A 21,847-nucleotide genomic window follows, 5' to 3' on the forward strand; every position below is an offset into this window, starting at 1 on the left:
ACGGGTGGTGTCGCAGCTTGGTCATCAGCGTCGCGCTCGCACTCGTCGTGATGAGCGCTGCGTCGCGCGCATGAAGCGCGCAACCGTCGACTGGCGGCGCGTGCTCGCGCTGCTCACCGTCGTCGCCGCGGTCGTCGCGATCCTCACGCTGTCGCGCATTCCCCCGGCCGCCGCGGCGGCCGCGCCGCCGGCGCCGCCCGCCAAGGCCGAGGAGAAGGCGCCGGCCGCGACCGATCCGCTCGGGCGCATGACCCCTTACGGCGCCGTGATCGGTTTCCTGCGCGCGGCCGAGCGCAACGACTACGAAGCCGCCGCGCGCTTCCTCGAAGGCAAGCAGCCGCAGAAGAAGAAGGAAGACCTCGCCCGCGCGCTGAAGATCGTGCTCAACCGCGGGCTGAAGATCGGCCTGGAGGATCTCTCCCGCGTGCCCGAAGGGCGGCTAGACGACGAGCTCAACGTCTATCTCGAGAAGGTCGGCACCGCGGCCTACGACGACAGCACGCTCGATATCGTGCTGCGCCGGCAGACCAGGCCGGACGCGCCGGCCGTCTGGCTGTTTTCGCACGAGACGCTCCAGGGCGTGCCCGAGGCGGCGGAACGGCTGCACGTCGGGTTCGGCGAGGCGATCTGGCCCGACGGGTTCCGCGAGCTGACGTTCCTCTCCTTCCCGCTTTTCCTGCTGATCAACCAGCTCTTGCTGATCCCGCTGATCTGCCTCGTGGCATGGGTGGCGATGCGCATCCTCACGGCCTCCGCGCGCCCACTGCTCGCGCGCTGGAGCGCGGAGAACGGCCCGACCGTGCTCGCGCGCCTGGGCTGGCCGCTGTGGCTGCTCCTCTTCGGGGTGCTGCTGCGCGCGGCCGCCCAGGAAGGCGTCACGGTCGCGGGCCGCATCTTCTATGCGTCGGTATCCACGGTGCTCATCATCGGCGCGGTGACCTGGATGCTGGTGCGCCTGACCCGCCTGGCCACGCGGCTCAGGATCCTCGGCATGCACGCGCGCGGCGTGCCGGGCAACATCGCCACGGTCGAGCTCTCGGGCTGGCTGCTCATGTGTGCGTGGTGGATCGCGGGGCTCTTCCTCGTCCTGCGCAGCCTCGGCTTCGAAGTGACCGCGGCCGTCGCCGGCCTCGGCGTCGGCGGCATCGCGATCGCGTTCGCCGCACAGAAGACGCTCGAGAACCTCTTCGGGACCGTCACCATCGTCACCGACAAGCCGATACACGTGGGCGACACCTGCAACGCCGGCGGCACCGAGGGCACGGTGGAAAGCATCGGCCTGCGCTCGTCGCGCATACGCACCGCCGACCGCGTGCTCGTCACGATCCCCAACGGCCAGCTCGCCTCGATGACGATCAGCAACCTGTCCCATCGCGACAAGTTCCTGTTCAAGCACCTGGTGCGGCTGCGTTACGACATGCGCGCGGATCAGTTGCGCGAAGTGCTGGCCCGGACGAGGACGATGCTGGCCGCCCACGCCGGGGTCGAAACCTCGACGGCGAGGACGCGCGTGGTGCGTTTCGCCGATTTTGCGATCGAGCTCGAGGTGTTCGGCTACGTGCGCACCAGCGACCACGCGGACTTCCTCGGCGTTCAGGAAGAGCTGCTGCTCAACGTGATGGACATCGTCGAAGCGAGCGGCGCCGCGATCGCGCTGCCCTACCAGACGCCGCTGGAAGAAAAAGGCACGCTCGACGCCGGCACGAAGGCGCCGGATGTCGTCGCGCTGCCTCGCGGCGAGCGCTCGGCCGGCGAAAGAACCTGAGAGCGGGTTTGCTAGCGGCCGCGTCCGTCCTGCACGCCGCGGTTGTACGCGTCCTCTTCGCCGCGAACGCGATCGCGGCCGCGGCCGCAAGCAAGGGCCGGTTCATGACGGCTCCCTCAGCACGGCGCCGGTGATGTACGTGTGGCCGCGCACGACGTCCGGCGCCGGATGGAACTGCACGTACTTGATGTTCTCGAACGGCACGAGGAAGAGGGTTCCTTCGACCTGAAGCAGGATGTGACGGTTCTTCAGCACGTCGTCGAACCTGAGCTGCGCCGCGGCCTCGTTGGTCGTCTGCTGCGGGAAATCGACGCAGAGCTTGGTGCCGTCGCAGAAGTGTATCGTCATGGCTCGCTGATTTTCCACGCGGGATCTCCCGGATCGGTGGTCTTCCTCCGACAATGAAACCCGCGTGACGGGCCGCGAACAATTGGGCCTTCGTCCAATACGGCGTCAGCGGCCGCCCTCGCCCAGCACCTCGCGCAGCGTCTCGATCAGGAGCTGGTCGCTGAACGGCTTGCGCAGGAACGCCACCGCCCCGGCCTCGAGCGCCTGGTCGCGCGCGTGGGCCTCGTCGTACGCCGAGACGAAGATGATCGGCAGCGCCCCGCCGAGCCTCGCCTGGACGTCCAGCCCGGTGAGCCCGGGCATCTGCACGTCGAGGATCACGCAGGCGGGCCGCGGCGCAGCCGCGCCGTCCAGGCTCTGCAGGAACGCGTCGCCGCTCGCGAACGTCTGGGCGCGCATGCCGGCCGCTCGCAGCAGCCGCTGCACCGCGCGCCGCACCGATGCGTCGTCGTCGACGATCGCGATCGTCGGGACTTCGCTCACGCTCGCGCGCCCGGCAACGCGGGCAGCACGAACTCGAAAGTCGCCCCGCAATCGGCGTTGTTCACCGCACGCAGGCGGCCGGCGTGCGCCTCGATGATGGAGCGGCTGATCGAAAGGCCCAGCCCGATGCCGTCGCGCTTGGACGTGAAGAACGGATCGAAGATGCTGTCCAGCTTGTCGGCCGGCACGCCGGTGCCGCTGTCGGCGACCGTCACGCGCGCGCCCTTCGCGTCGGCTCCCGCCGTGACCGTGACGAGGCGTTGCGCCGGCGGGCGGTCCTTGACCGCGTCGAAGGCGTTGAGCAGCAGGTTGAGCACGACCTGCTGGAGCTGCACCCTGTCGCCGTTCACCCGCAGATCGTCATCGAGCTGCATCGACAGGCGCACGCCGCGCACGATCGCGTCGCTCTGCACCAGCACCGCGACTTCCCGGATGAGCGTCGAGAGCTCGAGCGGCGCCATCTCGAGCTCGCCTTTCCTGGCGAGCGAGCGCATGCGGCGTATCACCTCCGCCGCGCGGTTGTCGTCGCTCGCGATGTCGGCGAGTATGTCGCAGACTTCGGCCACGTCGGGCTTGTCGGCCCGCATGAACTGCTGGGCGGCCCGCGCGTTGGCGAGGATGGCGGTGAGCGGCTGGTTGAGCTCGTGCGCGATCGAAGCGGCGAGCTCGCCCATGAGCGAGATGCGCGTCATGTGCGCGAGCTCGCGGCGGCTGCGCTCGAGCTCGTAGTGCTCGGTCGCGTCGACGATCGCCACCAGCACCCGCAGCCCGTCGGCGCCGCCGATCGGATGCAGCCCGACCTCCGCGATGAAGTCGCTGCCGTCCCGGCGCAGCGCGCGATGGCCGCGGCCCGCGCCCATCGCCTGCGCGAGCGGCAGCGCGAAGATGCCGTCGCGCTGCGCGGAATAGCCCGCGGGCTCCGCGATCAGCATGTCCACCGAGGCGCCGGTCAGCTCGTCCTGGCTGTAGCCGAAGAGCTTCTCCGCGTGCGCGTTGGCGAAGCCGATCCGGCCGGCCTCGTCCACCATGAGGATGGCGATCGGCAGCACGTCCATCGCGAGCCGCAGCGTGCGCTCCGAGGCCTTGTGCTCGCTCACGTCGGTGCACGAGCCGATGTACCCGGTGAACGTCCCGTCGGCCGCGAAGCGCGGCGCGCCGCTCGCGATGAGCCAGCGATAACGGCCTTCCCGGTCGCGCAGGCGAACTTCGAGCTGGTAGCGGCGCTGCGCGTCGACTGCCGCACGATAGGTGGCGGTGCAGCGATCGCGGTCGTCGGGGTGCACGCCGTCGTACCAGCCGTTGCCGAGCTCGTCCTGGAGCGAGCGCCCGGTGAAATCGAGCCAGCCCTTGTTGACGAACGTGCAGAGCCGGTCGACGTCGGTCATCCAGATCATCGTGGGCGCGGTGTCGGCGAGGAGACGGAAGCGCGCTTCGCTCTCGCGCAGCGCATCCTGCTCGCGCAGCCGCTCGGCTTCCGTGCGCCGGCGCTCCTGCAAGAACGCGGCGTACGCGAGCACGGTCACGCCGACGAAGATCAGGAAGAACTGGACGCCGCGCGCGTTCTCCTCCGGGGCGCTGGTGGTGAAAGGCCCCAGTCCGTGCGCGGCCCCCCAGATCGCGAAGAAGGCGATCGCCGCGAACGAAACGCTCGACGCGACAGGACCGAAGCGCAGCGCCGCCCACACCAGGAAGGGCAGCGGCAGGTAGAGCTGCGCCCCGGGCACGTTGAAGGCGGAAGGATGCAAGTCGAACACGACGATGCTGACCGCGAGCACGCTGCATGCGAGCGCCAACCCTTCGGCGATGCGCGCCGGCGCCGCTGCGCGCAGCGCCGACCAGCGCAGCGTCGCGGCGGTGAGGATTAACGGCACGAGCGTGAGCGCCGCCAGCATGTTCGAGAAGAACCGCGTGTACCAGAGCTGCCAGTAGCCTTTGTCGCCCCACGCGTTGAGCATGACGAACGCGGAGTCGAGGAACGACGAGAGGAAAGGCGCGAGCACGACCGCGCCCGCCATGAAGCAGCCGACCTCGCGCACCCCGCCGAACACGAGCACGCGCCGGCCGAGGAGATAGCGCACCGAGGCCGCGCCGATCAACGCCTCGCTCACGTTGCTCACGTACCAGCACAGCACCATGGGCGCCGGCACCCCGCCTTCGATCTCGGCGAGCAGGTGCGCGGGCAGCGCGGCGAGCAGCAGAACGGGCCACGCGCGCTCGCCGGTGAGCAGCAGCGCCGCGAGCAATACCGCGTTCGGCGGCCACAGCACCGAGATCGGATTGGGGCTGAAGGTGAGCATGAGGCCCACCTTGGCGCCGGCGTAATAGCCGGCGAAGACCAGCAGCGCGTGCAGGGCGAGCCGCGGCAGAGGCAGCCTGTCGGCAATCGTGAGACCCGCCGTGCCCGTCGCGCTCAACGCAAGGCTCCGTTTCGTGCACCGCCGCCCTCGCGCCCCCTCGCGCGAAAGCCCGTTCGATTAGTAGCACCTCGGTCGGATAACGTCCACTGGCGCCGGGGCAGGCCTGATGTATGCCTGTGGGAACAAAGGCAAAATAATGCTGCGACGGCATCGCCGCGCGGCCCTCTTTCTTCCATGACCGACCGCCCTTCCGCCTCCCGGCCTCATCCCGGCGCCGAGCTCTTCCGGGCGCAGTTCGAGCGCAGCCCCGTGCCGCGCCTGCTGGGCCGCGTCTCGACGTCCGAGGTCGTCGCGGTGAACGCGGCGATGCTGCGCCTGCTCGGCCTACCCGCGGGCGAAGTGCTGGCGCGGCCCGTCGCGGACTGCGGCCTGTGGACCGATGGGGGCCACGCCGACCGCGTCCTCGCCTCGGTGCTGCGCGGCGAGGCCGAGCGGTTCGAGAGCCGCATCGCGCGCAGCTCGGGCGGCGACTGCGACGTGGAGGTCACGGCGTACCTGGTGCACGACGGCGGCGAGCGCTATCTCGCGGCGGAGGCGTTCGACGTGTCCGGACAGAAGGAGGCCGCGCACAAGCTGCGTCTCGCCGGCACGGCGTTCGCGCACATGAGCGAAGGGCTCGTCGTCGTCGATGTCGACGCGTGCTTCGTGTCGGTCAATCCCGCGTTCACGCGCATGACCGGCTACACGCCGGAGGAAGCGCTCGGCCGCACGCCGCGCGAGCTGCTGCACGAGCCGAGCGGACATCACGGCGCCAATTTCTTCCGCGCCGTAGCGGACGCGGTGAACCGGACCGGCTCGTGGGCGGGCGAGATGTGGTCGCGCAAGAAGTCGGGCGAAGTGTTCCCGCAGATGGTGAGCATCGCGAGCGTGCGCGACGGCGACGGGCGCGTGGTCAATCACGTGGCGGTGCAGAACGACATCACCGCGCTCAAGGCGAAAGAGGCGCAGCTCGAGCACATCGCGCACCACGATCCGCTCACCTCGCTGCCCAACCGCAAGCTGCTCATCGACCGCTGCAACGTCGCGCTGGTGCGCGCCGCGCGCGCGCATCGCTCGTGCGCGGTGCTGTGCGTGGACCTCGACCGCTTCAAGCCGGTCAACGATCGCCACGGCCACGGCGTCGGGGACGAGCTCCTGTGCATGGTCGCGCTGCGCCTGCAGGGCTGCGTGCGTGCGAGCGACACCGTCGCGCGCATCGGCGGCGACGAGTTCGTGGTGCTGCTCGACGACATCACGCGCAGGGAAGACGCCGTGCACATCGCCGCGAAAGTGAACGCGGTGCTGTCGGCGCCGTTCGACGTGATGGGGCACGAGCTCAGGATCGCGGCGAGCGTGGGCATCGCCATCTCGCCCGAGCACGGCGCGGACACCGCGACGCTCATGCGCCACGGCGACAAGGCGCTCTACGCCGCGAAGGATGCCGGCCGCAACCGCTACGCCGTATACGGCGAGGCCGCGGCAGCGCCGCCGGATTTCCCGTAGGGTGCGCGCAAGCGCACCGAGCCCTACCACCGTTCGTCCTGAGCGTAGCGGCGTAGGGTGCGTTACCGTAGCCGACAGGCGTAACGCACCGTGCTTGTCGTAGGGTGCGCGCAAGCGCACCGCGCCTTTGAAGTCTCAGCATGTCATGCGATGCGACGAGTCGGCGCCAGACCCGACCCGCCGCGCCTCCTGGTCGCCGCAACCCACGTCCGTTCGAGCGCGAAACCCCGTTCGCGGCGGAAGGTCAACACACGACCATCCGCCACGAACGGCGCGCTCGAACGGACTGCGGCTCCAAGTCGGCGCAACGGGCCGGGTCTGACGCCGTGTCAACTCGTTCCATTCCTTGAACCTCGACGCGCGCTGCCGAGACCGCGTCCATCCTTGTCCAGAATCCCACGCGCCCACTTATTGGCGATGCCATCGTCTTTCAGCCGATGCCGGTTGCTCGCCTCGAAGTGGCTCTTCCCGAACCGCGCCGGCGAGGCCTACACCGACAGCGGCTTCAAGTCGATCTTCGGCAAGCTCGCCAAGCATTCGGGCGACGAAGACCACGCGCGCGTGCGCTGTCACGACGGCACGCCTGCGCGCGGCACGATGAAGCTCAGACAGGACGGCCCCCAGGCGCACGAGGTCATCGGCCATCTGACCGAGGAGATGGTCGAGTGCGTGTACGGTCGGCGGAAGACGTTTCGCGGGAGGGCTGTGGAGTGAGCGCGCCGCAGCGCGTTCAGCTCTCGCGCAAAAAGGGGTCGCGCATGCCGCCGAACACGGTGCCGGTGGCGGGGCCGAGCCAGCGGGACAATATCGTGAAGGTTGGTGCGCAGGCGCTGATCGAAGCGATCGACGGCAATCAGTACAGCTTCGTCGTGACGCCAGCGATCGCGAAAGCGGTCTACGCAGCGCATATGTCCGAGATGCTGAAGAGCCGCCCCTGGCTGCGCGACGCGCTGAACACTGAGCGCCGCGGGAAAAACCTCGCGTGCTGGTGCGCGCTCGACGAGCCGTGTCACGCTGACGTGCTGCTTGAGCTCACGAATCGGCAGGAGTCGACGTGAGCGAGCGGCCTGCGCACATCCTCGAAGCCGCCGAGTGGGGACGCTTGAACTTCCTCGAAGCTCGCGATGGTCGCGAGGCAACGATGCAGTTTGCTCGACGCACCTATGCCGCCTATCGGCACACGCTGCGCTACGGCTTCGGCATGCCTGGCCGGCGCGCCATCAAAGGAGACCGCCGCGGCGGCCGCGGCCTGTTCATGCGTCGCCAAATGATCGAGTCCTGCATGGTGCTGCGCTGGTACCTGCGCGCGTACAAGCCTGTAGAGCACGAGGTCGAGAGCGCATGAGCGACTACACGTGGACGCCGCGCCGCCTCTTCGGCTACGTCGAGTTCGTCGAGACCATGCGCGTCGAGGGTGACGATCTCGTGCTCGGCGGATACTGGCGGCACTTCGATCGACACGGCCGGCTGCTGCATGAGTCGGAGCCGGCCGATACTTTGATCTTAGAGGGCGGCGCTCATCTTAGACAGCCACGCGCGGAGCGCGCGTAACTTGTTGAATTTGGGGTGGCTGATGGGACTCGAACCCACGACAACCGGAATCACAATCCGGTGTTCCAAAAGACGAGTCCGTCTGGATAGGTGTGCTGCGACACGTTGGCGCGTCCATAAGCGCCGACGAAGCCGAGTGCGTTTGCCTTGGTCAAGAGCTGAAACCAATCGGCGCAATTCCTCGCAGTACTCGGCGCGTTACAGGCGTCAGACCCGGCCCGTTGCGCCGACTTGGAGCCGCAGTCCGTTCGAGCGCGCCGTTCGTGGCGGATGGTCGTGTGTTGACCTTCCGCCGCGAACCGGGTTTCGCGCTCGAACGGACGTGGGTTGCGGCGACCAGGAGGCGCGGCGGGTCGGGTCTGATGCCGCATCGTCGCACAGCACGACAGACTGAGGCTTCAAAGGCGCGGTGCGCTTGCGCGCACCCTACGGTCCTTCGTGGATGCGCCGCGGTGAAGGGACCCAAGAGGCGCGGTGCGTTACGCCGCGTTGCGGCCAACGCGCCCTACGCCGCGATCGCCCGAGGGGTTAAGCCGTCTTCTCCGCGGCGTGAGGGGCGAGGCCCGCGGTGGTATCCGCCAGCACTTCGCTGTGGCCGATCCCGAGCGTCTTGATCCAGCGCTGCTGGCCGAGCGTGAGCGCGACGAAGAAACCCAGCTCGACGAGCTCGGGCACGCTGAAGTGCTCGTGCAGCCTCGCCCACAGCGCGTCGTCCGCGATGTCGGAGTTCCAGGCGATCGCGCTGGTGTAGGTGAGCGCGGCTTTCTCGCGCTCGGTGAACCTGGTCGACGTCTCGAACTTGAGCAGCTCGTCGTACTGCTCTTCCTTCAGGCCTTTCCGCCCAGCCTGGGCGGATCGCTGCACCCCTCAATACTCGCAGTCGATCGACTTCGAGACGTAGACGCGGCACAGCTCCTTGACGTTGTGATCGCACACGCCGTTGCGGAACGTGAGGTCCCACGCTTCGGAGAATGCGCGCAGCACGGTGGGGACGTTCGCGCGGATCGCCTGGCTCTCGGGGCGCGGCGTGCCTTCCCTGCGCGCGAGGTCGAGATACGCGGCGACCTCGGGATCGGTGATGGTCTTCGGATCGACGTACGGTATGCGGGGCATGGAATCTCCGTGGCTAGAACTTCGCGTTGCCGGGGGTGCGGGGAAAGGGGATCACGTCGCGCACGTTGGTCATGCCGGTGACGTAGGCGAGCGCGCGCTCGAAACCGAGACCGAAGCCGGCGTGCGGCACCGTGCCGTAGCGCCGCAGGTCGCGGTACCACGAGTACGCTTCCGCCGACAGGCCCTGCTCCGCCATGCGCGCATCGAGCACGTCGAGGCGCTCCTCGCGCTGGCTGCCGCCGATGATCTCGCCGATGCCGGGCACGAGGACGTCCATCGCGGCGACGGTCTTCCCGTCGTCGTTCATGCGCATGTAGAACGCCTTGATGTCCTTCGGGTAGTTCATCACCACCACCGGCTTCTTCACGTGCTGCTCGGTGATGTAGCGCTCGTGCTCCGACTGCAGATCGACGCCCCACTCGACCGGGAACTCGAACTTCTGTCTGGCCGAGCGCAGGACCTCGATCGCCTCGCCGTAGTCCATGCGCACGAAGGACGAATCGACGATCTCCTGCAGCCGCTGCCGCGCCCCTTTCTGGATGCGCTCGTCGATGAACGCCATGTCGTCCTCGCGCTCGTCGAGCACCGCCTTGAAGACGTGCTTGAGCAGGTCTTCGGCGAGGTCGGCGTCGTCGCGAATGTCGGCGAAGGCGATCTCGGGCTCGATCATCCAGAACTCGGCGAGGTGCCTGCTCGTATTCGAGTTCTCGGCGCGGAAGGTCGGCCCGAACGTGTACACCTTGGTGAGCGCGAGGCAGTACGCCTCGATGTTGAGCTGGCCCGAGACCGTGAGGAACGCCTCGCGGCCGAAGAAGTCCTGGCTGAAGTCGACGCGCCCTCCCGCGTCCCGCGGCAGGTTCGCCACGTCGAGCGTGGAGACGCGGAACAGCGCGCCCGCGCCTTCGGCGTCCGAGGCCGTGATGATCGGCGTGTTGACCCAGAAGAAGCCGCGCTCGTGGAAGAAGCGGTGGATCGCCTGGGCCATGGTGTGGCGGATGCGCGTGACCGCGGCGATGGTGTTGGTGCGCGGGCGCAGGTGCGCGACCTCGCGCAGGAACTCGAGCGTGTGCGGCTTGGGCTGTATGGGATACTGGTCCGGCTCCTCGACCCAGCCGACCACGCGCACCGCGTCGGCCTGCATCTCGAACGACTCGCGCTTGCCCGAGGTCTTCACGATCCTGCCGGTCGCCTCGATCGCGCAGCCGGTGGTCAGGTGCAGTACCTCGCTCTCGTAGTTCGGCAGCGCGGTCGGCGCCACGACCTGCAGCGGATCGAAGCCCGAGCCGTCGGACACGTTGACGAACGACACGCCCGCTTTCGAATCGCGGCGCGTGCGCACCCAGCCCTTCACCGTCACCGCCTCGTCCGGCTGCGCCGCGCCGCCGAGCACCTCGCGGGTCGTCATCCATTTCATGGAAACGATGCTAGCACGGCACGGTCGCGCCGGCCTCATGACGACACGTATCACCTCGTGATACTTTTCGGTCATGACGCTCAGGAAAAAGGATTACGAGACCCTGTCCGACTTCAGGTACCAGCTGCGCCGCTTCCTGCGCTTCTCCGAGGACGTCACGCACCGGGAAGGCGTGACGCCGCTCCAGTACCTGCTGCTGCTGCACATCAAGGGCTATCCCGGCCGCGAATGGGCCACCGTCGGCGAGCTCGCCGAACGGCTGCAATCGCACCATCACGGCACGGTGGCTCTGGTGACGCGCTGCGAGAGCCTCGGCCTCGTGAAGCGCCGCACGTGCGAGGAGGATCGGCGGCGCGTCGAGGTCCATCTCACCGCGAAAGGCGAGCGCTGCGTCGAGGCGCTCGCGTCGCTGCATCGCTCGGAGCTGCTCGCCGAGCGGCTGATGCCGCAGCTCGCGGCGCTGAAGACCGGGAATTCTTAAGCTTCAGCGCAGCAGCGGCGCGCGCGCGACCCTCGTCTCGATATCGGCGACGACGTTGTTGTACGCGGGCGCCCCGACCCCGCCGTAACGCTTCCTGAACTCGGGCTCGGGGATGTTCTCCGCGAGGTCCTTGTGCGGGGGCATGAAGTCGGCCTCCTTCACGCCGGCCGCGATGCCGCGCTGGATCTTCTGCGGCGATTTGACCGCGAGCGAGCCGAAGCGCGCGCCGGCCTTGTCGGCCACGAGGTCCTGGAAGCTGAAACCTTCGCGGTCGCGGTCGAAGCGCTTCGCGTCGTCGACTTCCTTGCGCACGCCGATGGCGTCGGACAGCGCGCTGCCGCCTTCGAGCGCGAGCGCGGCGGAGACGAGGAAGTGCTTGGCGAGATCGTCGCGGCCGCCCAGCGTCACCGTCACCGGCACCGGCGCCGGCCACGACGCGGCGGCCGGGATCAGCGTCGACAGGCTGCGGTCGGTGGCGAAGAACGCGAGCGTGATGATCGCGGCGCGGTTCTCCTTCGCCGCGTTGCCTTCCGCCGAGCGCTGCTGCGCGAGCCTGAAGAGCGGCGTCATGAGCTCGGCGAGCGACATCGAGTTGCGGCGCCGCGCGCCCTCGACGGTCTGGAAGAGGCGCGCCGAATACGCGCGGAAGCGCTCCTGGTCGTCCTGGCTGGTCAGCGTCGACAGGGCGCGCTTCACGAGGTCCTGCCGCCATTCGTAGACCACCTTGACCTGGGAATCGGTGAACGCGACGTGCTTCACCATGTCTTTCGCCACCCGGCCCTGCTCGCCCGCGCCGTAACGCTCGAGGATGCGCTCGAGCGCGTAGTCGGCGAGGAAGGACGGTACGCGCACCGCACCGAGCTTGAGCTTGTCCACGACCGGCAGCCCCGGCGACTCGCGCACCACCGCCTGCACGTTGAGCCACGGCCCGAACGGGCTCGACGGCACCGGCACGCTCGCGTGCACGACCGCCGCGCCGGGATGCAGCGCCACGCGCGCCGCGGCCTGGTGGAAGCGGCGGGCGGCGTAGTTCACGACGAGGTTCACCTCGTCTTCGCTGGCGACCAGCGTCTGCACGCCGCCCTCGCCGACAGTGCGCGGGTCGTGGCTCTCGATGAACTCCTGGGCTTTCTCGTAGCTCTGCTGCGAAAGGTCGCCCTCGTACACCACGCGGGGCGCGTCGTCGAAGCACATCCACAGCGCGCCGACCGCGGCGAGCGGCAGCGCGAGCGCGATGAAGACGACGACTTTCAGCCAGCGTCTTTTCGACGGGCGCCTGCGATGGACGCGATGCGTGCGGGAACGGTGCTGCATAGGAAGGCCATCTTAGCGTGCGCCCGGGGGCGGCACTAGCGTAGGGTCAGGACATTTGCCCTGCCCGTCCGACGGGATGCTAGCCGGCGCGCGCGAGCTCGCGCTCGATGTTGGCGATGTTGGTGCGATGGGTCCGGATGCGCTCTTCGTACTGCTTGACGACCGCCGGTACGGTCGCGCCGACGCGCGCCTCTTTCAGCTCGGCGAGCTCCCGTATGGCCGTCGCCAGCGCGCGCCGCTCCTCTGCGAGCTCGCGCTGGAGGATCTCGCGCCGGGCGAGGTCACGCTTCTTCTGGGTCTTCGCGTCGACTCGCGGAAATTCCGCCGGCGAGGCGTAAGGGTCCGGCGGCGGCGCGCGGCGCACGTGGCCGCGCGAGATCGGCGTATCGACGCACGCGCGGTCGGACGCCGATTGCGCGTCGTAGCTGAACTCCTTGCGCCCGTCGGGCAGGGTGCACAGCCACGGGCTCGCCTGCGCCGCGGGCGCCATCGGCACCACGAGCACGAGCAGGAGCAGGACCCGGAACGCACGTCTCATCGAATGACCTCCGCGTGATGAGACACGGCCGCCGGGCGCGGGTTCGCGCGAGTTACGCGCCTTCGCAGGCTTCGGGGTTCCACTGGCCTTTGCGCATGCGCGTGATCGTGACGCTCGAGAACACCCCGTTCTTCGTGAACGGATCGCCGTCGGAGAACGCTTTCGCCTTGTCGCGGCTGTCGACGTTGACCACGAAGAGGCTGCCGATCGCTTCCTTGCCGTCGTCGGTCTGCGTCGCGCCGGCGAGCACGAGGATCCCTTTCTGGCTCTGGAGATACGCGCGGTGCGGCAGGAGGTGCTCCTCGCGGATCGCGGCGGTGTTCGGTTTGTCGGTACAGGTGATGGCCCAAAGCATGGTTCTTCTCCCAGTTGTGATGCAGGCGGGGCGCCTGCGCTACTCGATCCTGATGTGCGCGTCTTTGACGACGCGCTTCCATTTCGCGATCTCGCTCGCGAGGAACTTGCGGAACTCCTCCGGCGGCATGCCGCCCACTTCCGAGCTCTCCGCGGCGAGCTTGGTCTTGAGCTCCGGCGAGTTGAGCGCTTTCACGATCTCGGTGTACAGGCGCTGCACGATGGGCGCCGGCGTCTTCAGAGGCGCGACCACGCCCTGCCACGAGGTCGCTTCGAAACCGGGGAGCGTCTGCGCGATCGGCGGCGCGTCGGGCCACGAGGCGACCGGCTTGGCGCTCGTCACGCCGAGGATGCGCAGCTTGCCCGCTTTCGCGTGTCCCAGCGAGACCGAAGGCTGCGCGAGCGTGCTCTGCACCTGGCCGCCGAGGAGCTCGGTCATCGATTGCGCGGCGCCTTTGTACGGCACGTGGACCATGTCGAGCTTGGCGGTGACGCGGAAGAGCTCGTACGCGAGATGGGCGCCGCCGCCGGTGCCCGAGCTCGCGTAGTTGAGCTGGCCCGGCTTCGCGCGTGCGAGCGCGATGAATTCCTTGACGCTCTTCGCCGGCACCGCGGGATGCACGACCAGGAAGTACGGGTTGTGCGAGGTCATGGTGATCGGCGCGAAATCGCGCAGCGGGTCGTACGGCAGCTTCGCGTGCGTCGCGGGATTGGTGCCGAGCGTGCTGATCGTGCCGAAGAAGATCGTGTAGCCGTCGGGCGGCGCCTCCTTCGCCATGGTCGCGGCGATGATGCCTCCGCCGCCGGCGCGGTTGTCGATGATCATCTGCTGGCCGAACGCGTCGGAGAGCTTCTGCGCGAGCGAGCGCGCCATCATGTCGGTGGCACCGCCCGGCACGAAGCCGACGATGCCGCGGATGGGTTTGACGGGATACGGGGCTTGCGCGGCGGCGCCGGCCGCGGCGAGCGCAAGCGCCGCTGCGGCGGCAATACGAAACATCATGCTGAATCCTCGGAGTGAAGCGGGGATTCTAGCGGCTTAACGGCGTGTTTAACCGCCAGGGACGCAAAGGACGCAAAGGAAAACCAAGAACGTCATCCCCGCGCGGGCGCGGGATCCATGTTGACGTTTTCGCAAAGTTCAAAATGGATTCCCGATCACCCCCGCTATCGCGGGTCGGGAATGACGAAAAAGAACGTCATCCCCGCGCAGGCGGGGATCCATCTTGACGTTGAAGCAAAGTTCAAAATGGATTCCCGATCCCCTCCGCCATCGCGGGTCGGGAATGACGAAAAAGAACGTCATCCCCGCGCGGGCGCGGGATCCATGTTGACGTTGAAGCGCAGCCTCGAATGGATTCCCGATCACCTCCGCTATCGCGGGTCGGGAATGACGATTTTTTCGCCTTTCCTCTGCGCGCCTCTGCGCGCCTCTGTGCGCCTCTGTGCGCCTCTGCGTTTAAACACGCCTTTACTTTGCGTCCTTTGCGTCCTTGGCGGTCAATCGCTTTTAAGGGCCGCCCGGATCTGCTCGAGCGCCGAGGGGTCTTCGATCGTGGTGAGGTCGCCCGGGTCGCGGCCTTCGGCGAGGGCCTGGATGGAGCGGCGCAGGAGCTTGCCCGAGCGCGTCTTGGGCAGCAGCGACACGAAGTGCACGCGCGACGGGCGGCCGAGCGCGCCGAGCTGGCGGTCGACCGCCTGCATCACCGCCTGTTCTTCGAGCGCCCTCGCGCGATCGTCGGTGATGCGGCTCGTGTCCTTCAGCACCGCGAACGCGAGCGGCATCTGGCCTTTCACCGGATCGGCGACGCCCACCACCGCGACCTCGGCGACGTTGGCGTGGCTCTGCACCGCTTCCTCGATCTCGCGCGTGCCGAGCCGGTGGCCGGCGACGTTGATCACGTCGTCGGTGCGGCCGAGGATGTAGTGATAGCCGTCGTCATCGCGTATGCCCCAGTCGAACGTCGAGTACACCTGCCTGTCGCGGAAGCTCGTGAAATAGGTGTTGACGAAGCGCTCGTCATCGCCCCACACCGTCGTCATGCAGCCCGGCGGCAGCGGCGGAAAGATCGCGACCACGCCTTTCTCGTTCGGCGCGGCTTCGGCGGCGTCGGACTCGCGCAATAGCTTCAGATCGTAGCCGTAGACCGTGAAGCCGGGGCTGCCGAAGCGGATCGGCGTCTTCTCCACGCCGTGCACCGCCGAGAGGATCGGCCAGCCGGTCTCGGTCTGCCAGTAGTGGTCGATCACCGGCTTGCCGATCGCATCAGCCATCCAGCGGTGCGTCGGCTCGTCGAGCGGCTCGCCGGCGAGGAAGAGCGTGCGCAGGGTGGATAAATCGTGACGCTTGAGCAGCGCTGGATCCTGTTTCTTCAGCACGCGCGCCGCGGTCGGCGAGGAGAACATGACGTGCACTTTCTTCTCTTCGACGATCTTCCACCAGATCGCGCCGTCGGGCCTGATCGGCAGCCCTTCGTACATCACCGTCGTCGCCCCCGCGATCAGCGGCCCGTAGACGATATACGAATGCCCCACCACCCAGCCGATGTCGGAGGTGGTGAACATCGTCTCTCCGGCTTCGACGCCGTAGATGCGCTTCATCGAGCTCGCCAGCGCGACGGCGTACCCGCCGGTGTCGCGCTGCACGCCTTTCGGTTTGCCGGTCGTGCCCGAGGTGTAGAGGATGTACGACGGCTCGCTCGATTCCAGCCACTCCACCGGCACCTCGGCGTTTCCGTGGCGCGCGCGCAAGCTCGCGTAATCGAGATCGCGTCCTTCGACGCGCGGCATGTCCCTGTCGATGCCGCGATCGACGATGATCACTTTGGAAGGCGGCGCTTTGGAGAGCCGTATCGCCTCGTCCACCAGATGCTTGTAGGGGATCGCGCGCCCGCCGCGCATGCCCGCGTCGGAGGTGACCATCACCTTCGGCCGCGCGTCGTCGATGCGCGTCGCGAGGCTCGCGGCCGCGAAGCCGCCGAACACCACCGAGTGGATCGCGCCGATGCGCGCGCAGGCGAGCATCGCGAACACCGCCTCGGGGATCATCGGCATGTAGACGAGCACGCGGTCGCCGCGCGCGACACCCTGCTCGCGCAGCACCGCGGCGAAGGCGTTCACCTCGCGGTGCAGCTCGGCGTAGGTGTAGCTCGATTCGGTGTCGGTCTCGGTCGAGACGTAGACGAGCGCGGGCTGCGAGGCGCGCTGCGCGAGATGGCGGTCGACCGCGTTGTGGCACAGATTCGTTTCTCCGCCGACGAACCAGCGCGCGAAAGGCGGCCGGCTGTAGTCGAGCACCGTGTCGAAAGGCTGATGCCAGTCGACGAGCTTCGCTTCCTCGCGCCAGAAGCCTTCGCGCTGGTCGATGGAACGGCGATGGAAATCCGCGTACGTGCCCATGCAGCAGCCTCCTCCAGGCTTACAACGCTACGACAGCCCTGCCTCTCGCCCCGCCCTTGACCAGCTTGTCGAATTGCGGCGGCAGCTCGTCGAGCCCGATGCGATACGCGATCGAATCGAGGTGCCGCGGCTTGAGATCGCCCGCCAGGCGCTGCCAGACTTTGGTTCGCAGCGGCATCGGCGTCGCCGCCGAATCCACGCCGAGCAGCCGCACACCGCGCAGGATGAAGGGCAGCACCGTGGTCTTGAATTCGATGCCGCCGGCGTTGCCGAAGCTTGCGATCAGCCCGTGCTGGTGCATGGTGCGCGTAAGCCAGCCGAGCTGGTCGCCGCCGACCGAATCGAACGCGGCGTGCCACAGCGGTTTTTCCAGCGGCCGCGAGCCCAGGTCGAGCGACTGGCGCGCGACGATGTCGCGCGCGCCGAGCTCTTTCAGGAACCCGTGCTCCGAGTCCTTGCCGGTGACCGCGGTCACGTCGTAGCCTTTGGCCGCGAGCATGTCGATCGCGAGCGTCGCGACGCCGCCGGTTGCGCCGTTCACGAGCACCTTGCCTTTGGAAGGCGTAAGCCCGTTCAGCTCGAGCAGCTCGAACGCGAGGCCCGCGGTGTAGCCCGCGGTGCCCAGCGCCATCGCTTCGTACGTCGTGAGGCCCGAGGGCAGCGGCACGACCCAGTCGGCCGGGACCCGGCAGTACTCGGCGTAGCCCCCGTCGTGCGCGACGCCCATGTCGTAGCTCGTGCAGATCACCTCGTCGCCGGCCTTGAAGCGCGCGTGGGTCGATGACACGACCGTGCCCGCGGCGTCGATGCCGCCGGTCAGCGGGTACTTGCGGATGATCTTGCCGCCGGTGCCGGTGCCGGCCAGCGCGTCCTTGTAGTTGACGCTCGAGTACGCCGTCTTGAAGACCACTTCGCCCTGGGAATAATCATCGAGCGACGCATCGACGATCCGTCCGGCGATCCTGTTGTCTTCGTTGAAAACGCGGAATGCTTTGAACGGGTTCATGCTCTCCTCCGATGCGAACCTCAATACTACCCGTTCACCGGGGCACGTTGACCTACCTTGAAAGGCGTTTTTTACCGCAGAGGACGCAGAGGCGCGCAGCGGAAGACGAACGAGAGCCGTCATTCCCGACCCGCGTTAGCGGAGGAGATCGGGAATCCATTTTGGCGTTTGACGGTTTGAAAATGGATTCCCGCTTGCGCGGGAATGACGGCGCAACCCCGCCGCCTTTGCCTTTCCTCTGCGCGCCGCCGTGCGCCTCTGCGTCTAGAAGCGCTTTTCCTCGAGGCGGCGCTTATTGGAGATGGGGCTGCGAGAGGTAGTCCCTGGTCTGCATCTCGGTGAGCCGGCTCACCAGGCGTTCCTTGAGCGACGCGTTGAGGTTCGCGAGGAACTTGTCGCCTTCGTCCGCATCCATGACCAGCTCTTCCGCGGGCGCGGCCGCCGACACGACGAGCTTGACTCGGCGGTCGTAGAACTCGTCGATCATCCACACGAAGCGCCGCAGCTTGTCGGCGTCGCGCGCGCCGAAGCGCGGCAGGTTGGACACGAGCACGGTGTGATAGCGGCGGCTAAGCTCGATGTAATCGGGCTTGCCGCGCGGCCCTTCGCACAGCTCGGCGAAATCGAACCAGATCACGCCCGGCGCGTGCCGGCGGGGGCGCATCGTGCGGCCCTCCACCTCGATCCCGGTCGACTCGCCCGGCTCGCTCGCGATGCTCGCGAACGCACGCTCCAGCGCGGTGTCGGCGCCCTGCTCGACGTGGTAGATGCCCGCCCTCTCGAGCTCGCGCAGCCGGTAGTCGGTCCCGGTGTCGACGTTGACCACGTCGAGGTTCTGCTTGATGAGATCGATCGCCGGCAAAAACTGGTTGCGCTGCAACCCGTGCAGATAGAGCGAGTCGGGCTCGAAGTTCGACGTGGTGACGATCACCACGCCCTGCTCGAAGAACGCCTCGAGCAGGCGCTTCATCACCATCGCGTCGGTGATGTCGGTGATGTGGAACTCGTCGAGGCACAGCAGCCGCGCTTCCTTCGCCCAGTCGCGCGCGATCGCCGCCAGCGGCTCGGCCTGCCCCGTCCTGGCGTGCAGCTCGCGGTGCACCTGCTGCATGAAGCGGTGGAAGTGGATGCGCTGCTTGCGGCGCACGGGCGCCGCCGCGTAGAAGCTGTCCATGAGGAAGCTTTTTCCCCGGCCGACGCCGCCCCACAGGTAGAGGCCGCGCACGACGCGTTTGCGCGCGAGCAGGCGGATCAGCGAGGCTTCGAGCCGCTCCAGCCCGATCAGGTCCTCGCAGAGGCGCTCGAAGTGGTCGACCGCGCGCTCCTGCGCCGCGTCGAGCGCGAAGCCGTGCTCGCGGGCGTGCTCGCGGATCCAGTCGCGGAAGTCTGCGGGAGCGGCCACGGGGCCGTCCCTAGAAGTTCAGCGTCCGGTTGTCCACCGCCAGCGCCGCTTCTTTCGTCGCTTCGGACAGCGACGGGTGGGCGTGGCAGATCATCGCGATGTCTTCGGAGGACGCGCCGAACTCCATCGCGACGACCGCTTCGGAGATGAGCTCCGAGGCCATCGGGCCGATGACGTGCACGCCGAGGATGCGGTCGGTCTTGGCGTCCGCGATCATCTTCACGAAACCGGTGGTGTCGCCCAGCGCCCGCGCGCGGCCGTTCGCCATGAACGGGAAGCTGCCGGTGCGATAGTCCACACCCTCGGCCTTGAGCTGCTGCTCGGTCTTGCCGACCCACGCGATCTCGGGGCTGGTGTAGATCACCCACGGCACGGTGTTGAAGTCGACGTGGCCGTACTGGCCCGCGATGCGCTGTGCGACCGCGACGCCCTCTTCTTCGGCCTTGTGCGCGAGCATGGGGCCGCGCACCACGTCGCCGATCGCCCAGACGTTGTCGAGATTGGTGCGGCAATGGTCGTCGACCGCGACGAAGCCGCGCTCGTCGAGGGTGAGGCCCACCGCCTCGGCGTTGAGGCCCTCGGTATTCGGCACGCGGCCGATCGACACGATGAGCTTGTCGAACGTCGCCGACCGGTCCTTGCCCGAGCTGTCGGTGTACTCGACCTTCACGTTCTTCTTGGCCGTGACCCTGGTGACCTTCACGCCGAGCTCGATCGCGAGACCCTGCTTCTTGAAGGCCTTCGCCGCTTCCTTGGCGACGGCTTCGTCGGCGGCGCCGAGGAACGTGGGCAACGCTTCGAGGATCTGCACCTCGGACCCGAGGCGGCGCCACACGCTGCCCATCTCGAGCCCGATGACGCCGGCGCCGATCACGCCCAGCTTCTTCGGCACTTCCGGGATCGCCAGCGCCCCCGCGTTGTCGAGGACGAGGTCGTTGTCGAACGGCGTGCCCGGCAGCGCGCGCGGGTTGGAGCCCGTCGCGACGATCACGTGCCTGGCGGTGATGGTCTCTTCCTTGGCGCCCGCGACCGCGACCTGGTAGCCGTTCTCGTCCGAGCCCGCGAAGCTGCCGCGGCCGTGGAAGAACGTCACCTTGTTCTTCTTGAAGAGATAGAGGATGCCGTCGTTGTTCTGCCTGACGACCTTGTCCTTCCTCTTGAGCATCGTCGCCACGTCGATCTCAAGCCCCTTCACCTGGATGCCGTGATCGGCGAAGGCATGGCCGGCGTGCTCGTAGTTCTCGGAGGATTGCAACAGCGCTTTCGAGGGTATGCAGCCGACGTTGGTACACGTGCCGCCCGGCGCGGGCTTGCCGTCGCCGGTCTTCCATTCGTCGATGCACGCGGCGCTGAGGCCGAGCTGAGCCGCGCGGATCGCGGCAATGTAGCCGCCGGGGCCTGCCCCGATGACCACTACGTCGAAATTTTTGTTCATGAGTGACTATCGGGTGAAACGTGAAATGTGAAACGTGAAGGGTGAGAACCCGGGACGGTCCGTTTCACGTTTCACGTTTCACTAGATCTCGAGAAGAATGCGAGACGGGTCTTCCAACGCGTCTTTCATGGCGACGAGAGAAAGCACCGCTTCGCGGCCGTCGATGATGCGGTGGTCGTAGGAGAGCGCGAGATAGTTCATCGGACGCACCACGACTTGTCCGTTCTCGACGACTGCGCGCTCCTTGGTCGCGTGCACGCCGAGGATGGCGCTCTGCGGCGGGTTGATGATCGGCGTGGAGAGCATCGAGCCGAACACGCCGCCGTTGGAGATCGAGAACGTGCCGCCGGTGAGCTCCTCGAGGGTGAGCTTGCCTTCCTGCGCGCGCTTGCCGAAGTCGGCGATCGTCTTCTCGATGTCGGCGAGGCTCATCTGGTCCGCGTTGCGGATGACCGGGACGACCAGGCCGCGCGGGCTGCCCACCGCGACGCCGATGTCGTAATAGCCGTGGTAGACGATGTCGTTGCCGTCGACCGAGGCGTTGACGACCGGGTACTTCTTCAGCGCGTAGACCGCGGCCTTGACGAAGAACGACGTGAAGCCCAGCCGCACGCCGTGCTCTTTCTCGAAGCGGTCCTGGTATTTCTTGCGCAGGTCCAGGACCGGCTGCATGTTCACTTCGTTGAACGTCGTGAGGATCGCGGCGGTGGCCTGCGACTGGAGCAGGCGCTCGGCGATCCGCGCGCGGAGGCGCGACATCGGCACCCGCTGCTCGGGACGATCGCCCAGCTGGCCGATGTCGACCGTCGGCGCGGGTGCGCGCGCGGGCGTCGGCGCGGGCGCGGAAGGCGCTTTGGCCTGAGCGGGCTGCTGCTGAGCAGGCGCTTGCGCGGCCTGGAGCACGTCGCCCTTGGTGACGCGGCCGCCGCGGCCGGTGCCGGCGATGGTCGAGGTGTCGACCTGCTTCTCCGCCGCGTGCTTCTGCGCGGCGGGCATGGCCGGCGCGCCCTCTTTCTTCGCGGAGCCTTTCGTCTCGGGCGCGGCCGCCTTGGCCGCCGGGGCGGCCGCGGCCTTGCCGCCGTCACCCGCGGCAGCCGCCGCCTTGGCTTCGGTGTCGATCTGCGCGATCACCTCGTTGCTCGCGACCGTTCCGCCGTCGCCCTTGATGATCTTCACCAGCACGCCCGCCTGCGGCGCGGGCGTCTCGAGCACGACCTTGTCGGTCTCGATGTCGACCAGGTTCTCGTCGCGGTTCACGAACTCGCCCGGCTGCTTGTGCCAGGAGAGCAGCGTCGCCTCGGCGACCGACTCCGAAAGCTGCGGGACTTTGACTTCCACTAGCATT

At 67.8% G+C, this 21,847-nt stretch carries 22 protein-coding genes; 7 read left to right on the forward strand and 15 right to left on the reverse strand.

The window, feature by feature from the left end; all coding sequences use genetic code 11:
* Positions 1–70: 70 nt before the first annotated feature.
* On the forward strand, positions 71–1,765 hold the full coding sequence (locus VHP37_33670) for a mechanosensitive ion channel family protein (GenBank protein HEX2831325.1): 1,695 nt from the start codon (positions 71–73) through the stop codon (positions 1,763–1,765).
* 102 nt (positions 1,766–1,867) lie between these two features.
* Here VHP37_33670 and VHP37_33675 read toward each other — a convergent pair whose 3' ends face one another.
* From VHP37_33675 to VHP37_33685, 3 genes are all read right to left on the reverse strand, one after another.
* On the reverse strand, positions 1,868–2,113 hold the full coding sequence (locus VHP37_33675) for a hypothetical protein (protein ID HEX2831326.1): 246 nt from the start codon (positions 2,111–2,113) through the stop codon (positions 1,868–1,870).
* A gap of 105 nt (positions 2,114–2,218) precedes the next feature.
* A complete protein-coding gene (locus tag VHP37_33680) occupies positions 2,219–2,596 on the reverse strand; it encodes a response regulator (protein HEX2831327.1) in 378 nt (125 codons plus the stop codon).
* On the reverse strand, positions 2,593–5,010 hold the full coding sequence (locus VHP37_33685; GenBank protein ID HEX2831328.1) for a PAS domain S-box protein: 2,418 nt from the start codon (positions 5,008–5,010) through the stop codon (positions 2,593–2,595). The genes VHP37_33680 and VHP37_33685 overlap by 4 nt, the downstream gene beginning before the upstream one ends.
* Positions 5,011–5,187: 177 nt before the next feature.
* Between VHP37_33685 and VHP37_33690 the strand changes: the two genes are divergently transcribed.
* The 5 genes from VHP37_33690 (at position 5,188) to VHP37_33710 (ending at position 8,046) form a co-directional block, all read left to right on the forward strand.
* Positions 5,188–6,495, forward strand: a complete 1,308-nt coding sequence (locus VHP37_33690; GenBank protein HEX2831329.1) for a diguanylate cyclase — start codon at positions 5,188–5,190, stop codon at positions 6,493–6,495.
* A 444-nt stretch (positions 6,496–6,939) separates the two neighbouring features.
* Positions 6,940–7,209: a hypothetical protein gene (locus tag VHP37_33695; GenBank protein HEX2831330.1), complete on the forward strand. Its 270-nt coding sequence runs from the start codon at positions 6,940–6,942 to the stop codon at positions 7,207–7,209.
* Positions 7,206–7,553 (forward strand): DUF4326 domain-containing protein, encoded by a 348-nt coding sequence (locus VHP37_33700; protein HEX2831331.1) that lies wholly within the window; start codon positions 7,206–7,208, stop codon positions 7,551–7,553. The genes VHP37_33695 and VHP37_33700 overlap by 4 nt, the downstream gene beginning before the upstream one ends.
* Positions 7,550–7,840 carry a hypothetical protein gene (locus tag VHP37_33705; protein HEX2831332.1) on the forward strand — a complete coding sequence of 97 codons (291 nt, stop codon included), beginning with the start codon at positions 7,550–7,552 and terminating at the stop codon, positions 7,838–7,840. Before VHP37_33700 ends, VHP37_33705 begins: the two co-directional genes overlap by 4 nt.
* A complete protein-coding gene (locus VHP37_33710) occupies positions 7,837–8,046 on the forward strand; it encodes a hypothetical protein (protein ID HEX2831333.1) in 210 nt (69 codons plus the stop codon). The genes VHP37_33705 and VHP37_33710 overlap by 4 nt, the downstream gene beginning before the upstream one ends.
* 528 nt (positions 8,047–8,574) lie before the next feature.
* On the opposite strand, the gene VHP37_33715 is transcribed toward VHP37_33710, so the two are convergent.
* The 3 genes from VHP37_33715 to asnS are packed head-to-tail and all read right to left on the reverse strand — an operon-like array spanning position 8,575 to position 10,573.
* Positions 8,575–8,910, reverse strand: coding sequence for a hypothetical protein (locus VHP37_33715; GenBank protein HEX2831334.1), 336 nt, complete (start codon positions 8,908–8,910; stop codon positions 8,575–8,577).
* Positions 8,911–8,913: 3 nt separating this feature from the next.
* Complete coding sequence (locus VHP37_33720; GenBank protein HEX2831335.1) at positions 8,914–9,159, reverse strand: hypothetical protein; 246 nt, start codon at positions 9,157–9,159, stop codon at positions 8,914–8,916.
* Positions 9,160–9,172: 13 nt separating this feature from the next.
* The gene (gene asnS, locus VHP37_33725) at positions 9,173–10,573 is read right to left on the reverse strand and encodes an asparagine--tRNA ligase (GenBank protein HEX2831336.1); all 1,401 of its coding nucleotides are present in this window, start codon (positions 10,571–10,573) and stop codon (positions 9,173–9,175) included.
* 73 nt (positions 10,574–10,646) lie between these two features.
* On the opposite strand from asnS, the gene VHP37_33730 reads away from it, so the two are divergent.
* Positions 10,647–11,054, forward strand: a complete 408-nt coding sequence (locus VHP37_33730) for a MarR family transcriptional regulator (GenBank protein ID HEX2831337.1) — start codon at positions 10,647–10,649, stop codon at positions 11,052–11,054.
* Between the two features lie 3 nt (positions 11,055–11,057).
* Here the strand turns inward: VHP37_33730 and VHP37_33735 are convergent, their stop codons facing one another.
* The 9 genes from VHP37_33735 to odhB all read right to left on the reverse strand — a co-directional run bounded on the left by VHP37_33735 (position 11,058) and on the right by odhB (position 21,846).
* The gene (locus tag VHP37_33735; GenBank protein HEX2831338.1) at positions 11,058–12,368 is read right to left on the reverse strand and encodes a hypothetical protein; all 1,311 of its coding nucleotides are present in this window, start codon (positions 12,366–12,368) and stop codon (positions 11,058–11,060) included.
* A 79-nt stretch (positions 12,369–12,447) separates the two neighbouring features.
* The gene (locus VHP37_33740; GenBank protein HEX2831339.1) at positions 12,448–12,906 is read right to left on the reverse strand and encodes a hypothetical protein; all 459 of its coding nucleotides are present in this window, start codon (positions 12,904–12,906) and stop codon (positions 12,448–12,450) included.
* Positions 12,907–12,958: 52 nt separating this feature from the next.
* Positions 12,959–13,261 carry a YciI family protein gene (locus VHP37_33745; protein ID HEX2831340.1) on the reverse strand — a complete coding sequence of 101 codons (303 nt, stop codon included), beginning with the start codon at positions 13,259–13,261 and terminating at the stop codon, positions 12,959–12,961.
* A 39-nt stretch (positions 13,262–13,300) separates the two neighbouring features.
* Entirely contained in the window at positions 13,301–14,263 is a 963-nt protein-coding gene (locus VHP37_33750; GenBank protein ID HEX2831341.1) for a tripartite tricarboxylate transporter substrate binding protein, read from the reverse strand.
* Positions 14,264–14,760: 497 nt separating this feature from the next.
* On the reverse strand, positions 14,761–16,659 hold the full coding sequence (locus tag VHP37_33755) for a propionate--CoA ligase (protein HEX2831342.1): 1,899 nt from the start codon (positions 16,657–16,659) through the stop codon (positions 14,761–14,763).
* 19 nt (positions 16,660–16,678) lie between these two features.
* Positions 16,679–17,665, reverse strand: a complete 987-nt coding sequence (locus VHP37_33760) for an oxidoreductase (protein ID HEX2831343.1) — start codon at positions 17,663–17,665, stop codon at positions 16,679–16,681.
* A 292-nt stretch (positions 17,666–17,957) separates the two neighbouring features.
* On the reverse strand, positions 17,958–19,067 hold the full coding sequence (gene zapE, locus VHP37_33765; protein ID HEX2831344.1) for a cell division protein ZapE: 1,110 nt from the start codon (positions 19,065–19,067) through the stop codon (positions 17,958–17,960).
* A 10-nt stretch (positions 19,068–19,077) separates the two neighbouring features.
* Positions 19,078–20,502, reverse strand: a complete 1,425-nt coding sequence (gene lpdA / locus VHP37_33770) for a dihydrolipoyl dehydrogenase (GenBank protein ID HEX2831345.1) — start codon at positions 20,500–20,502, stop codon at positions 19,078–19,080.
* 81 nt (positions 20,503–20,583) lie between these two features.
* Positions 20,584–21,846 (reverse strand): 2-oxoglutarate dehydrogenase complex dihydrolipoyllysine-residue succinyltransferase, encoded by a 1,263-nt coding sequence (gene odhB / locus VHP37_33775; GenBank protein ID HEX2831346.1) that lies wholly within the window; start codon positions 21,844–21,846, stop codon positions 20,584–20,586.
* Position 21,847 lies beyond the last annotated feature (1 nt).

The organism is Burkholderiales bacterium, from assembly GCA_036262035.1.
Lineage (GTDB): Bacteria > Pseudomonadota > Gammaproteobacteria > Burkholderiales > SG8-41 > JAQGMV01.

What these genes read in the sequence shown, in the direction of transcription:
- VHP37_33670 (HEX2831325.1), top strand. Translation starts at nt 71, where the DNA reads ATGAAGCGCGCAACCGTCGACTGGCGGCGCGTGCTCGCGCTGCTCACC.
- VHP37_33675 (HEX2831326.1), bottom strand. Translation starts at nt 2,113, where the DNA reads ATGACGATACACTTCTGCGACGGCACCAAGCTCTGCGTCGATTTCCCG.
- VHP37_33690 (HEX2831329.1), top strand. Translation starts at nt 5,188, where the DNA reads ATGACCGACCGCCCTTCCGCCTCCCGGCCTCATCCCGGCGCCGAGCTC.
- VHP37_33710 (HEX2831333.1), top strand. Translation starts at nt 7,837, where the DNA reads ATGAGCGACTACACGTGGACGCCGCGCCGCCTCTTCGGCTACGTCGAG.
- VHP37_33720 (HEX2831335.1), bottom strand. Translation starts at nt 9,159, where the DNA reads ATGCCCCGCATACCGTACGTCGATCCGAAGACCATCACCGATCCCGAG.
- asnS (HEX2831336.1), bottom strand. Translation starts at nt 10,573, where the DNA reads ATGAAATGGATGACGACCCGCGAGGTGCTCGGCGGCGCGGCGCAGCCG.
- VHP37_33730 (HEX2831337.1), top strand. Translation starts at nt 10,647, where the DNA reads ATGACGCTCAGGAAAAAGGATTACGAGACCCTGTCCGACTTCAGGTAC.
- VHP37_33735 (HEX2831338.1), bottom strand. Translation starts at nt 12,368, where the DNA reads ATGCAGCACCGTTCCCGCACGCATCGCGTCCATCGCAGGCGCCCGTCG.
- VHP37_33740 (HEX2831339.1), bottom strand. Translation starts at nt 12,906, where the DNA reads ATGAGACGTGCGTTCCGGGTCCTGCTCCTGCTCGTGCTCGTGGTGCCG.
- VHP37_33745 (HEX2831340.1), bottom strand. Translation starts at nt 13,261, where the DNA reads ATGCTTTGGGCCATCACCTGTACCGACAAACCGAACACCGCCGCGATC.
- VHP37_33750 (HEX2831341.1), bottom strand. Translation starts at nt 14,263, where the DNA reads ATGATGTTTCGTATTGCCGCCGCAGCGGCGCTTGCGCTCGCCGCGGCC.
- VHP37_33755 (HEX2831342.1), bottom strand. Translation starts at nt 16,659, where the DNA reads ATGGGCACGTACGCGGATTTCCATCGCCGTTCCATCGACCAGCGCGAA.
- VHP37_33760 (HEX2831343.1), bottom strand. Translation starts at nt 17,665, where the DNA reads ATGAACCCGTTCAAAGCATTCCGCGTTTTCAACGAAGACAACAGGATC.
- lpdA (HEX2831345.1), bottom strand. Translation starts at nt 20,502, where the DNA reads ATGAACAAAAATTTCGACGTAGTGGTCATCGGGGCAGGCCCCGGCGGC.
- odhB (HEX2831346.1), bottom strand. Translation starts at nt 21,846, where the DNA reads ATGCTAGTGGAAGTCAAAGTCCCGCAGCTTTCGGAGTCGGTCGCCGAG.